Consider the following 22,483-nt stretch of genomic DNA (forward strand, 5'->3'; position numbering starts at 1 on the left):
CTTTATTTTCCAATAGTAACTGGTGGTGTGGTACACACTTCAGCATCCGACCCGCGTGCAGCCTGCTGATTCTGAGCGAGCATAGAAACAGCTTTTTCGTTCGCTTTTGATACTGGCTTCACATTCACATCCATAGACATCAATTTATCCATGCAAATCTGATCAGCCCCTACACAGCGATTGAGAATGGCATGAAACAGATCGGCGTCGACGGAACCATAACGACGCACAGGATCTTTGATACTTGGTTTTTCAACCTCCAGATAAGCAGCACGATTCAGATTCAGTTTTTCAGCTTTGGTGGTCTGTACCCACTGATTGAAATTTTCCTGCGTCATCCCATGAAATTTGAAGCGCATGTCAGAAAAGCCCGCACCGCTATAGTTGGCAGAAAAGCCATCATATGTGCCTGCCTTGTTGATCACGGCATTCAATTGCGTTTCCATACCCGGCATCGCATAGATCTGACCAGCCAGCGCTGGAACATAAAACGAATTCATTACAGTGGATGCAGTGATTCTGAAATGAACCGGCACATCGACTGGCGCAATTAATTCATTCACAGTTGCCACACCTTGTTCTGGATAAATGAACAACCATTTCCAGTCCAGAGCAACGACTTCCACGACCAGCGGTTTGACGTTGGCAGCAAGCGGACGATTTTCATCTAATCGTGACAACTTTCGATATGGATCAAGAGTATGTGTAGAAATCCATGTCAACATTCCCAAAACGATGATAATTAACAGAGGGGCTCCCCAGATAATTAATTCGAGTTTGGTTGAATGGTCCCACTCAGGATCGTACTTTGCACTGGTATTACTCTGTCTGTAGCGCCATGCAAAAAACAAGGTCAGGAAAATGACAGGAATAATGATGATTAACATCAGGAGAGTAGAAATGACAATCAGCTTGCTCTGCTGAGCGGCGATATCGCCTGAAGGATTTAACACAATAGTGTCACATCCAGCCAACAGTGCAACGCATAGGAGTATTAGTCCGCGCCGAGCTAGTAGGGAAATCATGCAGGAAAGTCCAAGGTAAAGGATAAATCGTGGTAATGTACACGGACTGACTAGCATTAGCGATTGGACGTTTTGTCCCACCCTGCCATAGCTATATCGGGCAGGGCTTCAGGCGTCCGTCGATAAAAACACTACTACGAGAGACGACTATGCCAAGTATCAGCCACAATGGTGAGCAACTCACCAGTATTCCTGTACGTCCTGACCTCCTCCCAGCTCCCAGAAACAGTCACGCTGACCATACTTCGATTTCCCCCGGAGAAATCGCCATTGGTGTCGTCATCGGTCGGGCTTCTGAATATTTTGATTTTTTTGTCTACGCCATTGCATCAGTATTAGTGTTTCCTGCAGTTTTCTTTCCATTCGAACAAAGACTGGAAGCCACACTTTATTCATTTGTCATTTTTTCGTTTGCCTTCATCGCGAGGCCGATAGGTACGGTGGCGTTTATGGCGATTCAACGCCATATGGGACGTGAAGCAAAACTCACTATGGCACTGGTCTTACTTGGCATCTCTACTGCAGGCATCGCATTCCTGCCCACGTTTTCACATCTCGGCTACACATCGATCATCATTCTTGCCGCGCTGCGTATCGGTCAGGGGCTCGCGATGGGCGGCTCGTGGGACGGACTGCCATCTTTACTGGCATTGAATGCGCCACAACATAAGCGTGGCTGGTATGCCATGCTAGGGCAACTGGGTGCCCCGGTCGGCTTCATGATCGCGGGCAGTCTGTTTGCTTACTTACTCGCCAACCTGTCTCCGGAAGATTTTCTGGATTGGGGCTGGCGCTACCCGTTCTATGTCGCCTTCGCGATTAATGTTGTTGCCTTGTTTGCCCGTCTGCGCCTGGTTTCCACCAATGAATATGCGCGCCTGCTGGATGAGCGTGAACTGGAACCGACCAAGATTGTTGAGATGAGCGGTTCACAAGGGCGAAACGTCTTGATCGGCGCATTAGCCGCGTTAGCCAGCTATGCCTTATTCCATCTGGTCACCGTATTTCCCTTGTCATGGCTGACGCTGTACTCCACACGCTCACTGACAGATGTACTTTATATACAAGTAACTGGCGCAGGATTAATGACCTTAGGTGTGATCGTGTCTGGTTTAATCGCTGATCGCTACGGTCGCCGCAATACACTGGGAACCTTCGCGCTATTCATTGCGATTCTGAGTGTATTTGTACCAAGTTTGCTTGACGGCGGCGAGTCTGCCCAGAATACATTTATTCTGGTGGGATTTGCCTTACTGGGTTTATCTTACGGTCAGGCGGCAGGAGCTGTGACTGCCAATTTTTCAGCGAAATACCGTTATACCGGCGCAGCCTTGACGTCCGATCTTTCCTGGCTGGTCGGTGCCGGTTTCGCACCGCTGGTCGCACTAGGGCTGTCGGCTCATTTCGGCCTCGCCTATGTCAGTCTCTATCTACTCTCAGGCGCAGCTTGCTCAATCGCTGCATTAAGCCTGAACCGGGCACTGGAAATCAAAGACTAGCACCTATCCAACATAAAAACGAAGCTCTGCAGCAAGATAAGAAATCGCTTGCTGCAGAGCTTTTTTACATTTACCACCCATTTTTTAACGCAAGTAGCCGCGCAACCTAACTCCAGATAAATCAGACGTTGACGTCAATATTGCCAGCAGTCTGAAGATTCATAGATACATCCGCCGGATTTTCAACATTTTTTGCTTGTGCGTGTTTTTTATTTCCTGCAGCTTCATTAGCACCTTGCTGACTGGCATGCTGCTTTAAATCCATAGCCACAGGTGGAATTTCATTACCGAAAACAACTTCATCCGTTTCACCTTGGTCATCGCCGGATCGCTGATGTTCAATTGCATCGCCCATCTTATACGCAGCAACGGCCGCAGAAATAGCGGGATTCACGCCACCAGACAAAGGTAGTAATGTCGCAGCAACGCCACTTGTAGTGTTTATTACTTCTGCTGTTACAGTCGTTGTGGCTGCTGTGGCCATTGCGGTTCCGCTTAATCCTGTGGATGCGGCAAGTTCAGATACTGCAGCGTTTGCATTATTGATCAAAGTATTTTCAACGCTGACATTGTTCAGACCATAGGTCGAACCTGTCACATCAGGCACTTTCACTGATACCGGATTAGCAATCGCCGCTTCGCTACTGGCAGCAGTATTGACAGCTCCCGCATTGATCCGATCTGAAACAGCATCGATAGCCGCTTGCGAGGAACTCACTGAGCTCAGTACATTATCAACTGACGCTGACGATAAAGAATTTGCTGTCACACCATAGCTGCCAATTTCTGCAATATCCGCCAACCCAGTCTGGATAAAATTGGTGTCGCTCACAAGCAAAGCCCCCAGAACCTCATCCGATAATAAAGTCTGCGCTTGCGCTGCCATCGTGGATGCATTATCAGAAGCAATCACTGAGTTCATCGCCAACGACTCAATAACTGGATTTTCAAGTGCTGGATTGAGCTGAGCCGCGGCAGTATTTACTGGATTAAATGCAGCCGGATTAAATTCTGAAGGCGGAACATTGACAGCCGCAGTTGGCGCAGACATAGCTTGATCTGCCGAAATGTTGCTTGCGCTGTTTTCCCCAACCGCACCCGACTGCCCGGCAGTTGTATCCACCATCTTGGCGCTCACTATTTCCTGCACGAGCAAATGAGTAGAGGCAACGGGTTCCGCAACAGAAGTGACCACACCAGCCGCCGTTGCCGCCACATTTGCAAACGAAATGCTGCCAACGGAATTATCCACGACAGCGTTGCTGGCCTCTGCACTTGTCAGACTTTGGTTCTGCGCAATCAGCGTGGTTTCGATCTGTGCCAACGCCTGTAAAGCCTGGGTCAGCAGGGTCGCTGTGGCAAGCGGTGCACTGGCGTATGCCTTCTGCAAAACGACAGTATCCAGACTGAACTGAGTGTTATCAGCACTAAGGGATATGTCGAGCGTAATGCCTATCTTCGACAGGCTTTCCAGTAAATTGTTGCCACTATCAGCCAGCACGCCGCCCATTGCGTCCAGCAGACTGTTATCCAGAAAAGATGTCAGAGGATTCTGAATACTGTTGACGTTACCGCTTTGAAAGGTATTGAATGCCTTGACGAACATATTCGCCAGAGATGCCGTTGTCGCAAAATTTGTTGCAGCATCACCAATTGGAGCAGCGCTGCCACTTGTCGCAATCGCTTTCATTTGCTGTCCAAGTAAAGCGATTGTCGTAGCCAATGTCTGACTCAGTGAAGAAACATCGACCACACTTGCCGTACCACTGACATTGCCTTCGACCGCCGTTGCGACCGGTACAGCACTGACAGCCGACAAGACAGAAAGTCTGACGGGGGTTACAGCAGCAATTGCATCCGTTGAAATCACCATAATCAGTTCACTTTCCTGATAAATACAGACAACAGTTTCAGTGTAGGACGAATGAAAAATACCGTCAGTATTTTTACAAAAACAGATTGAACTTCTGACTCAATTTAAGGGAAAAGCCCACAGGTATATTTTATTGATCGTGCCGCGAACCTTCAACGCTGCCACGCGGACGCAACACCACAAAAACGAGGATGGCAAGCAAGGATAGCGCTACTGCAAGCAAGAACACCATTTCTGGCGTGATAATCCATAAAGCTCCTGCGACCAATGAGGCCGGCAGATACAGCACGCCGGTGACGAAATTATACAAACCTACTGCTGTTGCCCTGCGCTCAGGCTCAAGGTCGGCGATGAAGGCCTTGCTCTGCGATTCGTCTATTGCGTAAAAAAGACCATAGATAGCAAATATCGCCACGACTTCCCATTGGCTGGCAGCGAAAATCAACCAGAAATTAATCAAGGCATAGACAGCGTAGCCAAGCACGATGATGCGCGCACGCCCTACCTTATCGCCAAGTCTGCCAATCAGGGGTGCCGCGAATACGCAAGTCGCGTTGAATAAGGCATACAGCAAGACCGCATTGGTCACGCTGAAGCCTAGCAAATGCGCCTTCAACAATATAAAACCGAGACTGAAATACGCCAGTGCAAATACGCCTGCCGGAATCAGAAACCGCTTAAATCCCTGGCTCAGTTGTTGCCAGTTTTGCTGTAAATTTTCACGTTCATGCGCAACGCCCTTGTGCTCTGGAATACGGGTCAGCACCAGCACACTGACGACTGCCGGTATAAATGCAAGCAGAAACAGCGTTGTGTACGTGCTGCGGGACTCACCCAGCCACGAGAGTAAGCCATAAGCAGCCAAAGGCCCCAGTACTGCACCAGCCTTATCCAGCGCCTTATGTACGCCAAACGCATAACCGCGAGACTCGCTGACTGCAATTGACGACAGCCACGCATCTCTGGGTGGCCCGCGAAATCCCTTACCCAGGCGTTCAATCACACGGAAAATACTCAAACCCGCAACAGAGGTCGAGATCAGCAATATCAGTTTCGCGATGGTCGAAAAAGCATAGCCAGCGGTAGCAAACCACTTTCGCCGCCCGCTGCGATCTGATAGCCAGCCCGCCAGATAATTCAGCGAGGACGCGGAGAAATCGGCCAAGCCCTCGATTAAACCTAGCAGGGCACTCGAAGCACCAGCCACGGTGGTGAAGAAAATCGCAAATACGGAAAAAATCATTTCCGAACTGAGGTCCGTAAGAAAACTCACTAAACCAAGCTTGAGTATATCGGGGTGAAGTCGCCGCTTTTTATTTGCGTCTGGTTGAGTCATGAAAATTTATCTTCCTGTAAAAATTATCAGCAACATTTGAAATAAGTTTCTCGTCTAAAAAAATCGATAACACAAATTCTGTTCTCACGTGCAAAACAACTGGTACAGACACCACAAAATCAGCAATAAAGCTGCTGCCTTTTGATGTAACACAAACCTCGATGGGCTTACGCAGCTTCTTGACAGCGGTCAAGGATTTCAGATGGGTGGTGGCGTAGCCTCTGATACAACAATTCAGCTCAGATTCTTCATCAGTATTCCTCACTTAATAAAAGGAAATAAAAATGAAATCATCCCGTCGCAACACCACGATACGGCCAGTTCTTGCGTTACTGGCGATCCTTCCATTGAGCATCTCCCTCGCATTCGCGCAAGATGATAAAACTCACAGTGCTGCAGAATTGAAATATCAGGCTGGCGGGTCTCCTCTGGCAAGCGAGCCTATGCATCAGAATATCAACCCAAAAGCGCCGCCAATGACAAAGGCGGAGTTCGAATCGGGTAAGCAAATTTATTTCCAACGTTGCGCAGGTTGCCACGGTGTGCTGCGCAAGGGCGCGACGGGTAAAGCACTGACGCCGGATATCACTCTGGATAAGGGGACGGATTATCTGAAAGTCTTCATCAATTATGGCTCGCCAGCTGGGATGCCTAACTGGGGCACTTCCGGTGATCTGTCGGATAAAGAAGTCGATCTGATGGCGCGCTATATTCAGCAGGAGCCACCAGTTCCTCCTGAGTTCAGTATAAAGGACATGGAGGCTACCTGGAAAGAAGTGATTCCTGTCGCCAAACGTCCGACGAAGAAAATGAACAACTACAATATCGCCAATATTTTCTCCACTACATTGCGCGATTCCGGTGAAGTAGCACTGATTGATGGCGACACAAAAAAAATCATTAATATCGTGAAGACTGGTTATGCAGTACACATCTCACGCACGTCTGCATCGGGTCGCTACCTGTTCGTAATCGGCCGTGACGCACGCATCAATCTGATCGACTTGTGGATGGAAAAACCAGATACCGTCGCTGAAATGAAGGTAGGTCTGGAAGCCCGCTCGGTGGAAACTTCCAAATTTAAAGGTTACGAAGATAAATACGCAATCGCTGGTGACTACTGGCCACCTCAGTTCGTGATTATGGAAGGCGACACACTGAAACCGCTGAAAATTGTTTCTACCCGCGGCATGACGGTTGACAATGAGTACCATCCAGAACCGCGCGTTGCGTCGATTGTCGCTTCCCACTATCGTCCTGAATTCGTAGTCAGTGCAAAAGAAACCGGCAAAATCATGCTGGTGGACTACAAAGACATCAACAACCTGAAAACCACCACGCTGGACGCAGCCAAATTCCTGCATGACGGCGGACTGGATTCCACTGGTCGTTATTTCCTCGTGGCTGCCAACGCATCGAATAAGATCGCGGTAGTCGATACCAAAGAAGACAAAATGGCCGCGATCGTCAACGTAGGAAAAACACCGCATCCAGGTCGTGGCGCAAACTTCATACATCCTAAATTCGGCCCTGTATGGGCAACCAGCCATCTTGGTGATGAAACGATTTCCATGATCGGTACCGACCCTGTCAAACATAAAGCACAGGCATGGAAAGTGGTCGATAGCATCAAAGGTCAGGGCGGCGGTTCGCTGTTTATCAAAACCCATCCGAAATCCAGAAACCTGTGGGTAGACACGCCACTGAACCCTGACACTAAATTAAGTCAGTCTATCGCCGTGTTTGATATTGATCACTTTGAAAAAGGCTATGTCACTTTACCGATCGCAGAATGGGCTGGTCTGGGTGAAGGCGCAAAACGTATCGTACAGCCTGAATATAACAAAGCTGGGGATGAAGTCTGGTTCTCGGTCTGGAGTGCAAAAGACAAAGAATCAGCAATCGTGGTCGTTGACGATAAAACACGCAAACTGAAAGCCGTGATTAAAGATCCGAAACTGATCACACCAACCGGTAAATTCAACATCAACAATACTCAGCACGACATTTATTAAGGAAAACAAGATGAAACATCAAGTCACCTTATCACTTCTCAGCGCACTGGGAATTGCTGCTCTCGCCTTCTCTGCGACCAGCTCTTACGCCGCCACCGGCGCTGAGCTTGCACAGAAAAATGGTTGCATGGCATGTCATGGTGTCGACAAGAAGATCCTCGGTCCGGCTTTTAAAGATATCGCGCAAAAGTACAAAGGAAATGCCGATGCCGTCGCCAGCTTGTCTAAGAAAATCAAAGACGGTGGCAGCGGTGTATGGGGAGCAATTCCGATGCCGCCGAACGGCCCTAAAGTTAACGATGCCGACATCAAAACCCTGGCTGAGTATGTGCTGAGCACACATTAAACGGGATACTGTCAACACCAAAAAGCCGGTTTTAACCGGCTTTTTTTATTTTTGAAAATGACTTATTTTATTTTTTCCCGGGCACCGGCTTCATAAAATGGATTTTCCCCACAGCCTCTTTTTTTGAAATCAGATCTTCCAGACTGACATCATCAAGTACCGCAAGATAAGCGCTGGTGGCGCGATTCAGAACTCCTTTGAGATGACAGCCCAGCGAATACACACAGGTATTACTGGCACCATCAAAACATTCAGCCATGAAAAAATCGGTTTCCGTCGCCCGCACGACCTCTCCGATATTGATCTCTGCCGGTTCCATATTCAGTTTCAGTCCACCATTGCGCCCACGTACAGTTTCCACCATATTGGACATTCCCAGTTGGTGCACCACCTTGGTCAGATGATTCTTTGAAATTGAGTGCAACTCGGCAACCTCCTGAATCGTAACAAGCCTATCTCTGTGTATCGCCAGATAAATCAGGGTGCGTAAAGTGTAATCAGTGTAAGCAGTTAATCTCATGACTTATGTATTCCGGAAAATATGCGTGAAGCTGTCACCGCATTGCAACTGACATCTTCCCTGCACAGTATATCCCCTTCGCCCACAAAGCAGATTCAGAAACAGATTCAGATCGCAGTTCAGGCACGGGGATAAAAATAAAAACACAAAACATGCATTTAATTTGCATCTTATTATACATGCATATAGAATGCATCTTATTGAAGCGGTAAATCAGTTTTATTTTTCCCACTTCTTTAAGCAATGCACTCTTTTAACTCTACCAATAAGGAATCACGCCATGCACTCCACGCGTAAACTCTGGACCTGGCTAGCTGTGATCTGCGTCTTATCTTTTACCGTTCTCGGTTGGGTAGGTACAGAAATCTATCTCACAGCTCCACCTATCCCCAATCAGGTTGTCAGCACTCAAGGCAAGGTTTTATTTTCTGAAGGACAAGTCCAGCGAGGGCAGGAAGCATGGCTCGCCGCCGGTGGTCAGCAATTAGGTACGGTGTGGGGCCACGGCAGTTATGTCGCGCCAGACTGGTCAGCCGACTGGCTGCACCGCGAGTCTCTCGCCTTACTGGAAATCTGGGCACAGAAAGAAAACAAACTGTCCTTTGAACAGTTAAGCACACCGCGTCAGGGCGAACTCAAAGCTCGCCTGAAAGAGGAAATGCGCGGCAATACCTACGATCAGAAAAATGGTGTTATCACCTTGTCCCCTGAACGTGCAGCTGCAGTGCAACTGGTCACGCAACATTACGTCGCTTTGTTTGGTAACGATCCATCTCTGGAAAAACTGCGCGAACAGTATGCGATGAATAAAGGCTCACTGCCTGATCCTGCTGATTTACAAGCCTTGCCAGCGTTCTTTTTCTGGTCTTCATGGGCTGCAGCAGCAGATCGTCCTGGTGAAGAAGGTCTGAGCTACACCAGCAACTGGCCGCATGAACCACTGGTTGAAAATACACCGACTGCCGGTGCAGGTATCTGGTCTATTGCCAGCGTGATTCTGATGATCGCTGCGATTGCCGGAATGATTTTCTACCATTCTGCAAGTAAAGAAGAAAGTGATCCTGTTCCACCGAAAACAGATCCCTTATTCGACATGAAGCCAACACCTTCGATGCTGGCGACAAAAAAATACTTTTTTGTTGTCATCGGTTTGATTCTGGCGCAAGTAGGTATGGGTGTGATCACCGCTCACTACGCCGTTGAGGGACATAGCTTCTTTGGTTTCCCATTAGCTGAGATTCTGCCGTTCACGGTCAGCCGCACGATACATACGCAATTTGCGGTGTTGTGGATCGCCACTGCGTGGCTGGCCACCGGTCTGTACATCGCCCCTGCAATCTCTGGCTATGAACCTAAATTCCAGAAACTCGGCGTGAATGTCCTGTTTTATGCGTTGCTGTTCATTGTTGTCGGTTCGACCGCAATGGGATGGCTGGGCAGCCTGCAACATAAAGGTAATGAATTCGCATTCTGGATCGGTAATCAGGGTCTGGAATTCACCAGCATGGGACGCGTCTGGCAAATTCTGTTATTTATCGGCTTACTGTTCTGGGTGACTTTATTGGGTCGCGGATTATTACCTGCACTCAAAAAACCATCTGAAAGCCGCGGTCTGATTGCCATGGTATTTCTGGCTGCAATGTGTATCGGCGGTTTCTACGCGACATCGCTGACCTGGGGTCCGCATACCCATTACTCCATGATCGAATACTGGCGCTGGTGGTTGGTCCATTTGTGGGTAGAAGGCTTCTTTGAAGTGTTCGCAACAGCTGTCATCGCCCTGCTCTTCACTCGCCTGGGTCTGATCCATGCAGCGACAGCAAACAGCGCGATTATCCTCGAAACGATCGTCTTCCTGTTCGGCGGCATTCTGGGTACCTTGCATCATCTGTATTTCACTGGCACACCGACTTTTGTGATCGCCATCGGTGCCATGTTCTCAGCACTGGAAGTGGTTCCTCTGGCGATGATAGGCGTGGAAGCGTATCGCAATTATCAACGCTCGAAAGCAGCAGCGTGGGTGCAGTCTTACAAATGGTCCATCCTGTGCTTCATCGCTGTCGGTTTCTGGAATACTGTCGGTGCGGGTTTGTTAGGTTTCTCCATCAATACCCCGATTGCTCTGTATTACATGCAAGGTCTGAACATGACTGCTGCACATGGACATGCTGCTTTGTTCGGTGTGTACGGCATGTTGGGTATAGGCTTACTGCTGTTCTGCCTGCGTGGCTTGTCTTCACGCGCTGCATGGTCTGACAAATTGCTGCAAGCAATGTTCTGGATGCTCAATATCGGTCTCGCGATGATGGTGTTCATCTCATTAGTTCCTGCCGGCATTTATCAAGCAGTCGCCAGCATCACCAAAGGGATGTGGTTTGCCCGTTCACCTGAAGTCATACACTCGCACCTGATGGAAACACTGGTCTGGCTGCGCGTACCTGGCGACGTCGTGTTCGCGATCGGTACCGTCTGTCTGGCCTTGTTTGCCTTCCGTTTGCTGATAGCAAAAAAGGCAGCGAACATCAGCCTGAACAGCTCAATCCCTGCGAAAAAAACTAAACAAGCTTAATCACATCAGAGGCCGTCTGAGAAATATTTTCTGACGGTCTCTGCTTCACTATTCAATAGCATCACTAGTATCAACATCATCTATTAAGGAGTTTTACAATGTCCCACGATTGCTCTATGCCAGTTATCGCTGAAGGTATTTACTCATTTGATGCGCGTGGCATTGCCAAGCGTTTTCGTCATGCAGCGATCTTCGGTGCGCTGTCTGCTTTAGAGCGTGGAGAAACCATGCGCTTCTGCAACGACCATAATCCCTTGCCTTTACTATCGCAGATAGAGCATCATTTCGGCTCCAGCGTCAAAATCAGCTATGTGTCGCAGGAACCGGGCGCAATTGTGATTGATTTTCTTATCTGTGATTAAGGAATAAATAATGGACTACCTGACAGTCAAGCACATTCATATCACCTGTGCGACCCTGAGCGGTAGTCTGTTTTTTTTGCGCGGTATCTGGATGTGGCAGGACTCGGCCATGCTGCAAAAAAAATGGATCAGAATCGCCCCACATCTGATAGATACCTTACTGCTGGCGAGTGCACTGACGATGGTGTTCTGGAGCAGACAATATCCGTTCGTTGAAGCCTGGCTGACTGCCAAAGTTCTGGCGCTGTTACTGTACATAGGCTTAGGAACCGTTGCACTGAAGCGCGGCAAAACAAAAGCTGTCAGAATCCGCACCTGGATGGCCGCCTTAGCGGTATTCTCTTATATCGTTGCAGTCGCACTGACGAAACAAGCTTTGCCACACTGGTAATTGATCGCCGTGTGCGCATCCACCACTCAGTTTTTGGGAGACCGACAATGGCACAAAAACACTTATCCTCCGGTGACAGCATTAACATTCTGTCGGCTAACAACCCCAGCAACATCCCTGCACAAGCCTTATTTAAAGATGCGCAACTGGAAGTCATGCGCTTATATTTACCGGCAACAAAACACATCGCCGCACATCAGGTCAATGGCACTATCACTATTTTTTGTATAGACGGCCAGGTTGAAATACAGACCGACCATGCCAGCAAAATCTTACATACCGGCGACTTAATGTATCTGGCAGCATCTGCATCGCATGCGCTGACAGCAATTGATGATTCCTCATTATTGGTCACTATCGCACTGCAAGGTTCAGCGCATCAGGCAAACGCCTGACATAACGGCGATCGCCGGAAGCAAGAAAAAAAGGAAATAAAAAAGCCCGGAATCATCCGGGCTTTTTTTGTCAGAAAAAAATTCAGATCAGCTTAGAATACGTCGCCGTCGTTACTTTCTTCAGATACTTATCGAACGTCATCGCCACCGCGCGGACAAACAAACGGCCTTTGGGTGTAACACGAAGCGCATCCGCATCGATCGTGATAAAGCCAACGTCCTCGTATTGACGTAATTGCGTAATTTCTTCAGCGAAGTAAGTCATGAAATCAATACCGTAAGCGGCGTTGATGTCTGCAACCGACAAAGGCATACTGCACATTAAAGTCATGATGACATCACGTCGTAATAAATCATCCTTATCTAAGGCGATTCCCTTCTCTACCGGCAATTTTCCTTCATCGAGCAACTGATAATACTCTTTGATCGTACGTACCGACTGGCTGTACGAATCACCGACTTTACCAATCGCAGAAACACCAAAGCCAATCAGATCGCATTCCGCACGGGTTGTGTAACCCTGAAAATTCCTGTGCAAAGACTGATCCTGACGCGCCTTATTCAATTCATCGTCAGGACGGGAAAAGTGATCCAGACCGATGTAGATATAACCGGCATCCAGCAAGCGACGGGTGGACATCAGGAAAATTTGCAAGCGTTCTTCAGCCGATGGCAGATCTGCCTCGATAATCTGACGCTGCGCTTTGAAACGGCTAGGTAAATGCGCATAGTTGTACAATGCAATGCGGTCTGGTGCTAATGCGATCAGGCTATCGAGCGTGCGGCCAAAGCTTTCAATATTCTGTTTAGGTAAGCCATAAATCAGATCGGCATTCACCGATTGAAAATGTGCTTTACGGCTTTCCTTGACTGCGGCTTCGACCATACTGAACGGCTGTATCCGGTTCACTGCCTGTTGTACAGCCGGGTCGAAATCCTGCACACCAAAACTATTGCGGTTGAACCCCAGCTCGGCCAACACCGCCAGCGTTTCCGGTTTCACTGTGCGCGGGTCAATTTCCACGCCCAGTTCAGCGTCATCCGTAAAGGTGAAATGCTGACGTATCATCGCCATTAACTGACGCAGCTCATCAGAACTGAAAAACGTCGGTGTTCCGCCGCCCAGATGCAGCTGTGCGGTCAGGCGATCAGGGCCGATCCGAGCTGCGACCATCGCCATTTCTTTTTCGAGATAACGTAAATATTCTGTCGTGCGGCTGTGGTCTTTGGTAATGATCTTATTGCACGCACAGAAATAACACAGCGACTCACAAAACGGCAAATGCAGATACAAGGACAAAGGCGGATTATTCGTTCGTCCCGCTCTTTGTTCGAGATAAGTAATGTAACTTTGTTCGGTGAACCCGGTATTGAAGCGATCGGCCGTCGGATACGAGGTATAACGTGGCCCGGACTTGTCGAATTTCCGTATCAGCTCTTCAGACAGCTCAATATCGTCGATTGGTGTGGTCATTATGTTCTTTCGGTGCGTCTTGCATACAAGATCGCTATTGTATGCAAGCAAAGCCAGTCTATGTCGATTTACATCAATTTATTTAGCAGAATCTGCCGGGTTCAACAGTTAAAAATCGTAGGAAACAGACATATCATAATGGCGTCCCGGCTGGGTGTAGGCATCGATCACGACTGAGTTTGCCGCAACACCCTGCACATCAGACCAGTTCCAGTATTTCTTATTTGTCAGATTACGTACTGCCGCATTGAGCCGCAGATTTTTCTGCAAACGCCATTGTCCCGATAAATCTAAGGTCATTGCTGAAGGAATGGTCAGCTGCGCCACCCGTGGCGGAGTCGCTGGTTTGGGTAAATACGGACTATCCAGATCGGCCGCCATTTTTGCATCCTGATGCAAGGCTTGTAGCCGGACTTCCCAGGCAGGTTTGCTATAGCTGACGCCAATACTGATTTTCGCCGGATCGATCGCATTCAACGGTAAGCCGGTCGTATCATCGCTGCCATGCGTGACACCATAAGCAAATGGCATTGTCAGCTTACCACCGGCAATTTCACCCCACTGCACCTGCCCTTTAATTTCAAAACCGCTGATCGTCGCTTTATCGACATTGACTGTCTGGAAAATCGCCGGATCACCGATCACACCTTTACCGCCCAGCGGTTTTTTATCGACGATGAGGTTATCGTATTTTCCTCTGAACACTGCGATATCAAGGCTCAGTCTGTCGAGCATTGCACGTAAGCCGATTTCGATGTTATGGCTTTTTTCCGGTTTCAGATCGGGATTCGACAATAACACTGCAGGGATTGTCGCACTATCGAACACGCCATTGATTTGTTGGGCATTCGGCGCACGGAAACCACTCGCATAGTTACCAAAGGCACTCCATTCCGGCGTCAAACGGTACAGAAAACCCAGCTTAGGCGAGACTGCTGAACCAGAAAGTGATTTGGCAGGCGTTTTCGCCGGTGGCGCAAAACCGGCCTGGCTGGTCACATCCAGATCAAAATGATCAAAGCGCACACCGGGCGTGATGATCCACTTGCCAGCAAATATTTCATCCTGCACAAAGACAGCGCGGCTGGAATCACGGGTATCAGGGAAATATTTGCGCGGTACAAAATCCGCATTTCCCGGATCAACGCCGTCAAACATGTTTTTGATATCGGCACGACTGTAGTCGAAGCCGTAACTAAGGCGCTGCGACCAGCCCGCGGCCATTCTGAATAATTTATCGGCCTGAATATGGAATTGCGCGCTGCGCTCACTGTAGCTGACATCGCGCACGCGGTCGGCCAGGGTATTTCTGTGCGTGACACCGAATTCGCGTGAACTGGCATCCTGAAAACTGAAAGCCGTCTGCACATGATCGACATACGCGTTATTGAGCGTATAACGGCTTTGCAAGCTCAGACGGTCGCGTGTCATATTACTCGTGGCATTTTCACCAGCGACCGCAGAGGCTGTCGTCAACGGCAGCTTTGCACGACTCGATAGCAATTCGTAGTCAGCATCTTTATTCACATGCTCGATGCTCACGGTGTGTTTCTGATCAGCCGTAGGCTGATACACCAGCTTCACCAATACCGACTGCCCTTCATTCTTTTGCGGATTCGGGGTAGTGCGATCCACATTGGCAACATCTTTGCTACCCATATTCTGCATACCACCGGCATGATTCACCGCAGCACTCACTAACCACGTCAGCTCAGGATTGATGCGCCCGGCCAGACTGGCGGACAACGTCCGCGAATGATCGTCACCGTTATACGACAGCGATACTTTGCCGCCAACATCTTTCTGCTGATCGCCACGCCGCTGCAGGAAATCAGCCGGTTCCAGCGTAATGAAATTCACCAGTCCGGCAAGGCCATCAGAGCCATACAATACCGATGCCGGGCCGCGCACAATTTCCACCTGACGGATCAGATCCAGCGATAAGGAATCCCTGCCAAATGCGTTGCTGCCATTGATGTAGCTGCGTGGCAGACGCACGCCGTCAACCAGCATCAGCACACGATTACCATCCTGCCCACGGATATTGAAACCGGCATTCGTATCCCGCCCGGTTGCATTGCCGACGCCAGTTACAGTAAATCTGGCGGGGGCGCGTTTGACGGAAATATTGGGTAAATTTTTAACTAAATCATGAATATCGGCAACGTGCCCGCTTTCCATTTCCTGCCAACCGATAATATCCATCGACAAGGGCAAATCTTCGACGAATTGCTCGTAACGGGCGCCACTGATGACAACGATCTGCACCGGCACCGTCGCGTTCGCCAATAAAGTGGTGGGTGCCTGCGGCGCTGTCTGTGCCTGCACGTACGCTGTCAGACCCGTAGAAAAAAGACCGGCCAGCAGCAATCTGAGGGGGTGTTTTTTGATCCGGAAGCCATTTCCGGACAAGCGCGTTGCGTCTGATTTTTTCATGGTGAATACCAGCAAAGGAGAATAGCTAGCAGTCTAAACTTCCATCAACACGGGTCAATACGCATTCCGGTCAGGCGACTAGGCATTCCGAACTAGACCGCCGCGACATACTGCGACAGAACAAGGTCACTAAATAATCAACAACGAATCACCAACGAATCACCAACGAATCAACAACGAATCACCAACAAATCATCACTGGCGAAACCAGCGCCAGTCTCAATATGAGTATCAGCCCGGCTGTCCATCTGCGCGCGCTTTCAGATAGACCGGCAGCATCATGGCGATCCAGATCGTAATCAGTAACAACCAGACCGTGGCCGAGACAGTCAGTAAAGAAGGTATCACCAGCAAGCTGGCAACGATGCGCAGCATGGCAGCCAGATGCAGCCCGAGATACACCATCCACAAGCTGTTCGACACCTGCAATGGTCTGCCGCTATGTCCATAAGAAACACGGCTGACAAAAGCGACCAGCATGGTTCCCATGAACCCCAGCCCGAGTGCGTGTATGGAAGCGGAGCCAACTGCCACACCGAGCGCGCCCGCCGCCTGTAATCCAAACACCACCGCCAGCCAGGCAAATGACAAATGCAGCATTGCCAGCATGCGGTTTTGCAGGCTACGGAAAATTCCCCAACGCCACGACGTCACGACAAAACTCAGACTGAGCACGCCTGCGCTGAAGGCCTCCAGATAACGCCAGCCGGTAATTCCTGCCAGTACCAGCAACCAGCATCCGCCCAGCCAGACACCCAGCAACCAGTATGGCCGCCATGCCACATAAGGCTTCAGCACATTGCTGCTGAAAAAGGGCAGCATTCTGTGACTCACCGTCAGAAAAACCGGCAGCAAAAAACCAAAAAAAGAAAATTCGCGGGCAACCTGCCACGCATCGGTGTTGCCTGCGCTCCAGAAAACAGCCGCCAGCAATGCCGACATGCCGCCCAGCATCGCGATCAGGATAGACACGGGATGCTTTTTATCCAGCGCCTTGCTGCGCCGGATCAAATCACCCCAGCGCCAGGTCACCGCCAGCCATGCCGCCAGCATCAGCACAAACCCCGCAGTACGCAAGGGATACCAGCCTAAGCCCGCCGCAACTAAAACGAGCAGCAAGCCGCAAAAATAGGTACCGCCGTGTAAAAGAAAATAATGATCCGCCGATTCAACCGACAACCAGCGCGGCCCGGCGGTAAAAGTGAAGCCAAGAATAAACAAGGGAAATATACCGAGCGGCATCACCAGTGCGTGCAAAGGAACCGCCATCGTCTGCGACACCACTTGCCGCCACCACCAGACAAACAGAATCAGCGCTGCCAGTGCGCCAAGGAAAAAATACAAACGGTGAGGAGCAATCGCAAGACGTTTCATGAGGGTTCACCATGAGTGAAAAAGACATCAACAATAATCACAGGCAAGTGGCGATCCTGCGGATGTAAAACGAAAAATCAACAATGCAGCCAACACTGCAACAATAAGCTGATCTGAGGCAAATAAGCGGGAAAATATACTCCCCCCAGTATGTTTTAAAGCCCTTATTTCATAAAGAGATTAAGGTGTTTTTCTCTAAAATGTGGGGGAGTATGCATATACACCACTAACTAAACGACTTAATAAGCGAATTAATAAGCGACTTACCAGCCATTCATCAACGACGGTTAGCAAGAGGGCTGCGCTATCGCGGGTGTGAGCTGAGCTAATTCCTGTTCCACAATTTGCCACGCCAGCTGCGTTTCATCCTCTGAGGCATCCGCATGAAAACGCTTGCGTACGCCTTCCTGATTCAGGATCAGATGGCGGTCGGCGCACACACCTGCTTGCTGCAAACAGGCCTTCACGCACGCCAGCGCACAGCCATCCAACGCCAGCACCGGACGCCCCGATTGTGCGAGCCGCACCAACGAAGCGACACCGCCACCAACACCGGCGATGCACGACATCTGCGCCCGCCCTTCTCTGTCAAGCCGGACGGCGCAGGTGTTTGCGAGCTGCGCCACGCTGGAACAGCCGGAACAGGCATAGACCAAAGGCAGTGGCACAGGCTCAGCAGACATCAGACGCTTTCAGGCTGTCGTAAAAATCGCTCCGCAAACCGGCTCAGCCACGCTGGGCGCTCGCTGGCATCAATCCAGTATTTCACTGCGACGCCTAATTCCGTATTGCCTTCGATGCGCAGGCGGCGGCGAAAAAACAGGGTGTCGGCATCTTCCATGCCGGACGCCATCTGAAAAAAATCTGCCGAGCTGGCCGACAGACTGACATCCGCTTCGGTTTCTCTGGCGTTTTTATAGACCGGACGGAACTTCCCCTGATCACAGTAAAAACACAGCGATAAACCCAGATCTTCAACCTGAATCCGAAAGGTTTTGCCGTAAAGGGTATCTGGCGCCACCAGCAATTCCTTGCGGCGCGCAATTTCCAGCGCCAGCATCAGCGGTGCCGTTGCCAGCGGCGTCGGCATCCACTTACCTAATTGCTGAAACGGTGCGGGAAAACGAAATTGTGATAAGTCCATCATGCATACTTTCAGAAATAACGAAGCGCAACTTATTCCACCGTCAGCCATTGCATACCTGGCTTTGCCTGCCAGTAGCCATTGCTGCGTTGGGCATGTGGTGGCAGATACTGACTGCCGACTTGTGCCGCACTGAGAGACTGGCGCGCGCGATCAAACGCAGCGACCACTTCCGCCATGCCTTGTGACTGCGGTTGCAAACGCAAAATATCGACCTGCATGGACGCTAATTCAGGTACCTGTGCGCCCAGATCAAGACAAGTCGAGCTCTGCGTCTGGATACCGTTAATCGTCAGAAAATCCTTACCGTCCCGCGTCGCCAGCGGCAATCCATCGGGATATTGTTCGCAACGGAATTCGCAACTGTCTTTACGTAAGCGATGATGACGGGCGGTGAAACAGCGCGATGAAAACGCCAGCGCCAACCGTCCCCAGACCTGCACTTCCGTTTCCATGCCAACCGGACGTTGCGCTTGTATCGCGGCCAGATCCTCGTGTCCCAGCTCTATCGGCGGCGTGAAGCGCCGCGCACCGAGCCCGGCCAGCCAGCGCAGGGTATCAGCGTGATACACATTCAGATGCGGCCCGGCGACAAATGGTCTGCCCTGCATTGCGCGCACGGCACTGAAATCATTCGTCTCAATCAGCAAGCCCTGCTCCGACGCTTTATCCACCAGCCGGTGCATATTGCGGCGATCTGCTTCGCTATCAATCAAGGTCAGACTGGAGAGCACAACTTCTTTGCCTGCGTTGCGTAATTCTGCAGCGACCGCCAGCCAATCATCGAACTTCATCAAATGCCGGCGTGAGCAAGTGACTTCACCGAGATACACAATATCGACCGGCCATTGCATCGCATCGACATAAAAACGCAGGGTCTCTTCTTTTGACCAGTAATAGGCAAGCGGTGCCAGTGAGATTTTTAATGCTGTCATGGTATGTTGTGCCTTATTTCCAGGGACGCTCAAACGCACCTTGCGTCACCTGTGCGCCTTCGGCGTGACGCGCCAGCATCGCCTGCCATTCAGGCCGGGCGGAATAACGTTCAGGATCGCGTTGCGCTGCATCGAGTGCTGCGCGCAAAGTACCGACCACTTGCGTCACATAGCTGGGGCTACGCTGACGGCCTTCAATCTTGATCGCGGCCACGCCCATATTGATCAGTTGCGGCAATAAGCCGATCGCATTCAGACTGGTCGGTTCTTCCAGCGCATAATCAATTTCACCTTCGACTTCGAATCTGCCTTTACACAAAGTCGGATAACCAGCCGCCTCATCAGGCGCATAGCGATCGATCAGCGTGCCGCTCAGGCGAGCATACATCGTGCGATCTTTCTCTTCCCAACTGACCGCATGGGCAGGCGAACATACACCTTTGTTATTCGGCGAGTCGCCAGTCACATAACTGGATAAGAGGCAACGTCCTTCGGCCATGACGCACAGGCTGCCAAAGCCAAAGACTTCAATTTCGACCGTAGTCTGGCGAATGATTTTCTCAATCTCGGTCAACGTCAGCACACGCGGCAACACCGCACGCTTGATCGCAAACTGTTCGCGCATCAGTTCAATCGCATCGAGCGTCGTTGCCGAACCTTGCACCGATAAATGTAATCGCAGATCGGGGTGACGATCGCGCGCATACGCCATCAGACCGGGGTCCGCCAGAATCACGGCATCGGCCCCCATCTGCACCGCCGTATCAATCGCGGCGCGCCATTCGCCGACTGCGCGTGCCTGCGGATACGTGTTGATAGCAAACAGAATTTGTCGGCCACGGCTATGGGCATAAGCGACACCCTGTCGGATATCGCTATCGCCGAAATTGAGTCCGCCGAAATTGCGGGCGTTCGTGGCATTGCGTAAGCCGAGATAAACTGCATTTGCCCCTTTGTCTATCGCTGCTTTCAAAGCAACCAGACTACCGGCAGGAGCCACCAGATCGATAGGATTCATGACCCAAGATGGTAATGAAAATTATTTCCAAGGTCATTGTCCTGGGTCAATAAAATTTCAATAGACAACCATCGACGTCAAACCCACGCCGCCAATCACCTTACAGCCGGATGTTCAATGCAGGGTAACAACGCTGTGCTGATAGGTTTTCAGTGCGTCCGGCGAACCGATATGGATGGTCGAGCCGCACACACGTATCAATTGTTCGTCCATTAGCTGATGCAATACCCGCGATAAAGTTTCGGGCGACAGGTTCAGCAATGACGCCAGCAAATGCTTCTTTAATTCCAGCCGGACTTCGTTGGTACTTTGCATCGCAGACGTTTGCAACAGATAGTCAATCACGCGTTGAGTCGCATTTTGCAATGAGTAGCGCTCAACATTGCGGATAAAACCCAGCAGACGGTAAGACAGGCCTGCCATCATCTGACGTGAAATCAGGGGTGAGCGATCTAACAGACGCATCAATGCCTGACGTGGGATTTTCAGCAGCAAGGTATTTTCCAGTGCTTCCGCATAAAACGGATACGGCTCATCCAGAAACATCATCGCCTCACCCAGACTCTGACCGGGGCGGATCAATTCCAACACTTTATCGTTGCCTTGCGAAGATGGGATGCTGAGTTTCACCAGCCCGTACACGACGATGAAACAAGCATCCGCCTGATCCCCCTTGCGGAACAGCATCGTGTTTTTTTCTAATTCAGTCTTCACCACTTCTCTTTGCAATGTATGCAAATCCACTGCGGAAATATTCCGAAACAGGGCATGATTTTCGAGCAAACCAAGCAAATTAATTTTCGTCATGTTATCTCTCATGTTATTTCTCCAACTTCTTTGACAGAAATCAAGTGTAGAAGCAGAGAAAAATACTGACTATCCGCCGAGAGAACTAGAGACGAAAAGCAAATGGAGAGAGCACATGGACGAATGACGGAGAAACGCCGTCGGGGTTACTGAATCCGACAATGCCGCTGATGAAACATAGAGGGAGAGTGACAGGAAATTCAGGTGGCAATAGTCGTCGTTATTGCCGCCAGGAACACGACCAAAGGCTGCATAATAATGTGGCAGAGCAACAACGCCGGGGATTTTCAGGCGGCATTACGACTTATCCAGACCGTGCTCAACGGCATATACGGCAATTTGCACACGGCTGCTAAGGCTGAGTTTTTTCAGAATATTCTGCACATGGATTTTGACGGTGCTTTCCGCCACGTTCAGGTTACGGGCGATTTCTTTGTTACTCTCGCCACGTGCGAGGCAGATCATGGTTTCACGTTCGCGCGGCGTGAGCTTCTCACGTTCCGGTGTCGTGCTGAGATTATTTCCGGTGCGGAATTGCATCACCAGTTTAGCCGTCATGGATTCGGCGATCACCGGTTCACCAGCGGCCGCACGCCGGATTGCCTGCATCAGGTAATCTGCTTCAATATTTTTCAGCAGATAACCACGCGCGCCATTTTTCAACGCTTTCGTCAGATCTTCCGCTTCCTCAGACACCGTCAACATCAGCACAGCGGTATCGGGCAAATCTTCAACGATCAATTGCATCGCTTCCAGCCCGGAAAGACCGGCCATATTCAGATCCATCAACACCACGTCTGGCCGCAACTGCTTTGCGCGCTTTACCCCTTCCAGACCATCTGATGCTTCGCCGACGATCTCAAACTCAGGATTGCGTTGCAACAGCAAACGAATGCCACTGCGAAAAAGAGTGTGATCATCCACCAGCAAAATCTTAATAGGCATATTTTTCAGACTTTCATTT

20 protein-coding genes are annotated in these 22,483 nt (G+C 50.1%); 7 read left to right on the top strand and 13 right to left on the bottom strand.

All coding sequences use genetic code 11. The annotated features are described in order from the left end of the window. Window positions 1-2 precede the first annotated feature (2 nt). Window positions 3-1,025, bottom strand: a complete 1,023-nt coding sequence (cyoA, locus tag H8K26_RS15740) for a ubiquinol oxidase subunit II (protein ID WP_190480796.1) — start codon at window positions 1,023-1,025, stop codon at window positions 3-5. A gap of 149 nt (window positions 1,026-1,174) precedes the next feature. Here cyoA and H8K26_RS15745 point away from each other — a divergent pair, with 149 nt between their 5' ends. Further along, entirely contained in the window at window positions 1,175-2,524 is a 1,350-nt protein-coding gene (locus H8K26_RS15745) for an MFS transporter (RefSeq protein WP_190480797.1), read from the top strand. Between the two features lie 121 nt (window positions 2,525-2,645). Here the strand turns inward: H8K26_RS15745 and H8K26_RS15750 are convergent, their stop codons facing one another. Both H8K26_RS15750 and H8K26_RS15755 read right to left on the bottom strand, forming a co-directional pair. After that, window positions 2,646-4,397, bottom strand: a complete 1,752-nt coding sequence (locus H8K26_RS15750) for a hypothetical protein (protein WP_190480798.1) — start codon at window positions 4,395-4,397, stop codon at window positions 2,646-2,648. Window positions 4,398-4,527: 130 nt separating this feature from the next. Beyond that, entirely contained in the window at window positions 4,528-5,733 is a 1,206-nt protein-coding gene (locus H8K26_RS15755) for an MFS transporter (RefSeq protein ID WP_190480799.1), read from the bottom strand. A gap of 284 nt (window positions 5,734-6,017) precedes the next feature. Between H8K26_RS15755 and H8K26_RS15760 the strand changes: the two genes are divergently transcribed. After that, window positions 6,018-7,748, top strand: coding sequence for a cytochrome D1 domain-containing protein (locus H8K26_RS15760; RefSeq protein ID WP_186885742.1), 1,731 nt, complete (start codon window positions 6,018-6,020; stop codon window positions 7,746-7,748). 10 nt (window positions 7,749-7,758) lie between these two features. After that, window positions 7,759-8,094, top strand: coding sequence for a c-type cytochrome (locus H8K26_RS15765; protein ID WP_186885741.1), 336 nt, complete (start codon window positions 7,759-7,761; stop codon window positions 8,092-8,094). A gap of 67 nt (window positions 8,095-8,161) precedes the next feature. Here H8K26_RS15765 and H8K26_RS15770 read toward each other — a convergent pair whose 3' ends face one another. Further along, a complete protein-coding gene (locus H8K26_RS15770) occupies window positions 8,162-8,614 on the bottom strand; it encodes an RrF2 family transcriptional regulator (RefSeq protein ID WP_190480800.1) in 453 nt (150 codons plus the stop codon). Between the two features lie 280 nt (window positions 8,615-8,894). Here H8K26_RS15770 and H8K26_RS15775 point away from each other — a divergent pair, with 280 nt between their 5' ends. The 4 genes from H8K26_RS15775 (at window position 8,895) to H8K26_RS15790 (ending at window position 12,331) form a co-directional block, all read left to right on the top strand. Continuing rightward, window positions 8,895-11,183, top strand: a complete 2,289-nt coding sequence (locus H8K26_RS15775) for a nitric-oxide reductase large subunit (RefSeq protein WP_190480801.1) — start codon at window positions 8,895-8,897, stop codon at window positions 11,181-11,183. A gap of 98 nt (window positions 11,184-11,281) precedes the next feature. Further along, entirely contained in the window at window positions 11,282-11,545 is a 264-nt protein-coding gene (locus tag H8K26_RS15780) for a DUF2249 domain-containing protein (protein ID WP_186885738.1), read from the top strand. A gap of 10 nt (window positions 11,546-11,555) precedes the next feature. Continuing rightward, the gene (locus H8K26_RS15785; protein WP_190480802.1) at window positions 11,556-11,936 is read left to right on the top strand and encodes a SirB2 family protein; all 381 of its coding nucleotides are present in this window, start codon (window positions 11,556-11,558) and stop codon (window positions 11,934-11,936) included. Between the two features lie 47 nt (window positions 11,937-11,983). Further along, the gene (locus H8K26_RS15790; RefSeq protein ID WP_190480803.1) at window positions 11,984-12,331 is read left to right on the top strand and encodes a cupin domain-containing protein; all 348 of its coding nucleotides are present in this window, start codon (window positions 11,984-11,986) and stop codon (window positions 12,329-12,331) included. Between the two features lie 82 nt (window positions 12,332-12,413). Here H8K26_RS15790 and hemN read toward each other — a convergent pair whose 3' ends face one another. From hemN to H8K26_RS15835, 9 genes are all read right to left on the bottom strand, one after another. Further along, the gene (gene hemN, locus H8K26_RS15795) at window positions 12,414-13,805 is read right to left on the bottom strand and encodes an oxygen-independent coproporphyrinogen III oxidase (RefSeq protein WP_186885735.1); all 1,392 of its coding nucleotides are present in this window, start codon (window positions 13,803-13,805) and stop codon (window positions 12,414-12,416) included. A 108-nt stretch (window positions 13,806-13,913) separates the two neighbouring features. Then, window positions 13,914-16,241, bottom strand: coding sequence for a TonB-dependent hemoglobin/transferrin/lactoferrin family receptor (locus tag H8K26_RS15800; RefSeq protein ID WP_190480804.1), 2,328 nt, complete (start codon window positions 16,239-16,241; stop codon window positions 13,914-13,916). Between the two features lie 231 nt (window positions 16,242-16,472). Continuing rightward, a complete protein-coding gene (locus H8K26_RS15805) occupies window positions 16,473-17,615 on the bottom strand; it encodes an NnrS family protein (RefSeq protein ID WP_190480805.1) in 1,143 nt (380 codons plus the stop codon). 287 nt (window positions 17,616-17,902) lie between these two features. Further along, window positions 17,903-18,298, bottom strand: a complete 396-nt coding sequence (locus H8K26_RS15810) for a putative zinc-binding protein (RefSeq protein WP_186885732.1) — start codon at window positions 18,296-18,298, stop codon at window positions 17,903-17,905. Next, a complete protein-coding gene (gene ubiT / locus H8K26_RS15815) occupies window positions 18,298-18,762 on the bottom strand; it encodes a ubiquinone anaerobic biosynthesis accessory factor UbiT (RefSeq protein ID WP_223827061.1) in 465 nt (154 codons plus the stop codon). Before ubiT ends, H8K26_RS15810 begins: the two co-directional genes overlap by 1 nt. 29 nt (window positions 18,763-18,791) lie before the next feature. Beyond that, the gene (ubiV, locus tag H8K26_RS15820) at window positions 18,792-19,694 is read right to left on the bottom strand and encodes a ubiquinone anaerobic biosynthesis protein UbiV (protein WP_190480806.1); all 903 of its coding nucleotides are present in this window, start codon (window positions 19,692-19,694) and stop codon (window positions 18,792-18,794) included. Between the two features lie 13 nt (window positions 19,695-19,707). Then, the gene (gene ubiU, locus H8K26_RS15825; RefSeq protein WP_186885730.1) at window positions 19,708-20,712 is read right to left on the bottom strand and encodes a ubiquinone anaerobic biosynthesis protein UbiU; all 1,005 of its coding nucleotides are present in this window, start codon (window positions 20,710-20,712) and stop codon (window positions 19,708-19,710) included. A gap of 114 nt (window positions 20,713-20,826) precedes the next feature. Beyond that, complete coding sequence (locus H8K26_RS15830; RefSeq protein WP_186885729.1) at window positions 20,827-21,519, bottom strand: Crp/Fnr family transcriptional regulator; 693 nt, start codon at window positions 21,517-21,519, stop codon at window positions 20,827-20,829. 297 nt (window positions 21,520-21,816) lie between these two features. After that, window positions 21,817-22,464 carry a response regulator gene (locus tag H8K26_RS15835; protein WP_186898203.1) on the bottom strand — a complete coding sequence of 216 codons (648 nt, stop codon included), beginning with the start codon at window positions 22,462-22,464 and terminating at the stop codon, window positions 21,817-21,819. Between the last annotated feature and the right edge of the window lie 19 nt (window positions 22,465-22,483).

The sequence above is a fragment of the Cognatundibacterium aquatile genome, from assembly GCF_014699135.1.
In the GTDB taxonomy this organism is placed as follows: domain Bacteria; phylum Pseudomonadota; class Gammaproteobacteria; order Burkholderiales; family Burkholderiaceae_D; genus Undibacterium; species Undibacterium aquatile.

Coding starts and splice junctions, on each gene's coding strand:
- cyoA (WP_190480796.1), bottom strand. CDS start 1,025: ATGATTTCCCTACTAGCTCGGCGCGGACTAATACTCCTATGCGTTGCA.
- H8K26_RS15745 (WP_190480797.1), top strand. CDS start 1,175: ATGCCAAGTATCAGCCACAATGGTGAGCAACTCACCAGTATTCCTGTA.
- H8K26_RS15750 (WP_190480798.1), bottom strand. CDS start 4,397: ATGGTGATTTCAACGGATGCAATTGCTGCTGTAACCCCCGTCAGACTT.
- H8K26_RS15755 (WP_190480799.1), bottom strand. CDS start 5,733: ATGACTCAACCAGACGCAAATAAAAAGCGGCGACTTCACCCCGATATA.
- H8K26_RS15760 (WP_186885742.1), top strand. CDS start 6,018: ATGAAATCATCCCGTCGCAACACCACGATACGGCCAGTTCTTGCGTTA.
- H8K26_RS15765 (WP_186885741.1), top strand. CDS start 7,759: ATGAAACATCAAGTCACCTTATCACTTCTCAGCGCACTGGGAATTGCT.
- H8K26_RS15770 (WP_190480800.1), bottom strand. CDS start 8,614: ATGAGATTAACTGCTTACACTGATTACACTTTACGCACCCTGATTTAT.
- H8K26_RS15775 (WP_190480801.1), top strand. CDS start 8,895: ATGCACTCCACGCGTAAACTCTGGACCTGGCTAGCTGTGATCTGCGTC.
- H8K26_RS15780 (WP_186885738.1), top strand. CDS start 11,282: ATGTCCCACGATTGCTCTATGCCAGTTATCGCTGAAGGTATTTACTCA.
- H8K26_RS15785 (WP_190480802.1), top strand. CDS start 11,556: ATGGACTACCTGACAGTCAAGCACATTCATATCACCTGTGCGACCCTG.
- H8K26_RS15790 (WP_190480803.1), top strand. CDS start 11,984: ATGGCACAAAAACACTTATCCTCCGGTGACAGCATTAACATTCTGTCG.
- hemN (WP_186885735.1), bottom strand. CDS start 13,805: ATGACCACACCAATCGACGATATTGAGCTGTCTGAAGAGCTGATACGG.
- H8K26_RS15800 (WP_190480804.1), bottom strand. CDS start 16,241: ATGAAAAAATCAGACGCAACGCGCTTGTCCGGAAATGGCTTCCGGATC.
- H8K26_RS15805 (WP_190480805.1), bottom strand. CDS start 17,615: ATGAAACGTCTTGCGATTGCTCCTCACCGTTTGTATTTTTTCCTTGGC.
- H8K26_RS15810 (WP_186885732.1), bottom strand. CDS start 18,298: ATGTCTGCTGAGCCTGTGCCACTGCCTTTGGTCTATGCCTGTTCCGGC.
- ubiT (WP_223827061.1), bottom strand. CDS start 18,762: ATGATGGACTTATCACAATTTCGTTTTCCCGCACCGTTTCAGCAATTA.
- ubiV (WP_190480806.1), bottom strand. CDS start 19,694: ATGACAGCATTAAAAATCTCACTGGCACCGCTTGCCTATTACTGGTCA.
- ubiU (WP_186885730.1), bottom strand. CDS start 20,712: ATGAATCCTATCGATCTGGTGGCTCCTGCCGGTAGTCTGGTTGCTTTG.
- H8K26_RS15830 (WP_186885729.1), bottom strand. CDS start 21,519: ATGACGAAAATTAATTTGCTTGGTTTGCTCGAAAATCATGCCCTGTTT.
- H8K26_RS15835 (WP_186898203.1), bottom strand. CDS start 22,464: ATGCCTATTAAGATTTTGCTGGTGGATGATCACACTCTTTTTCGCAGT.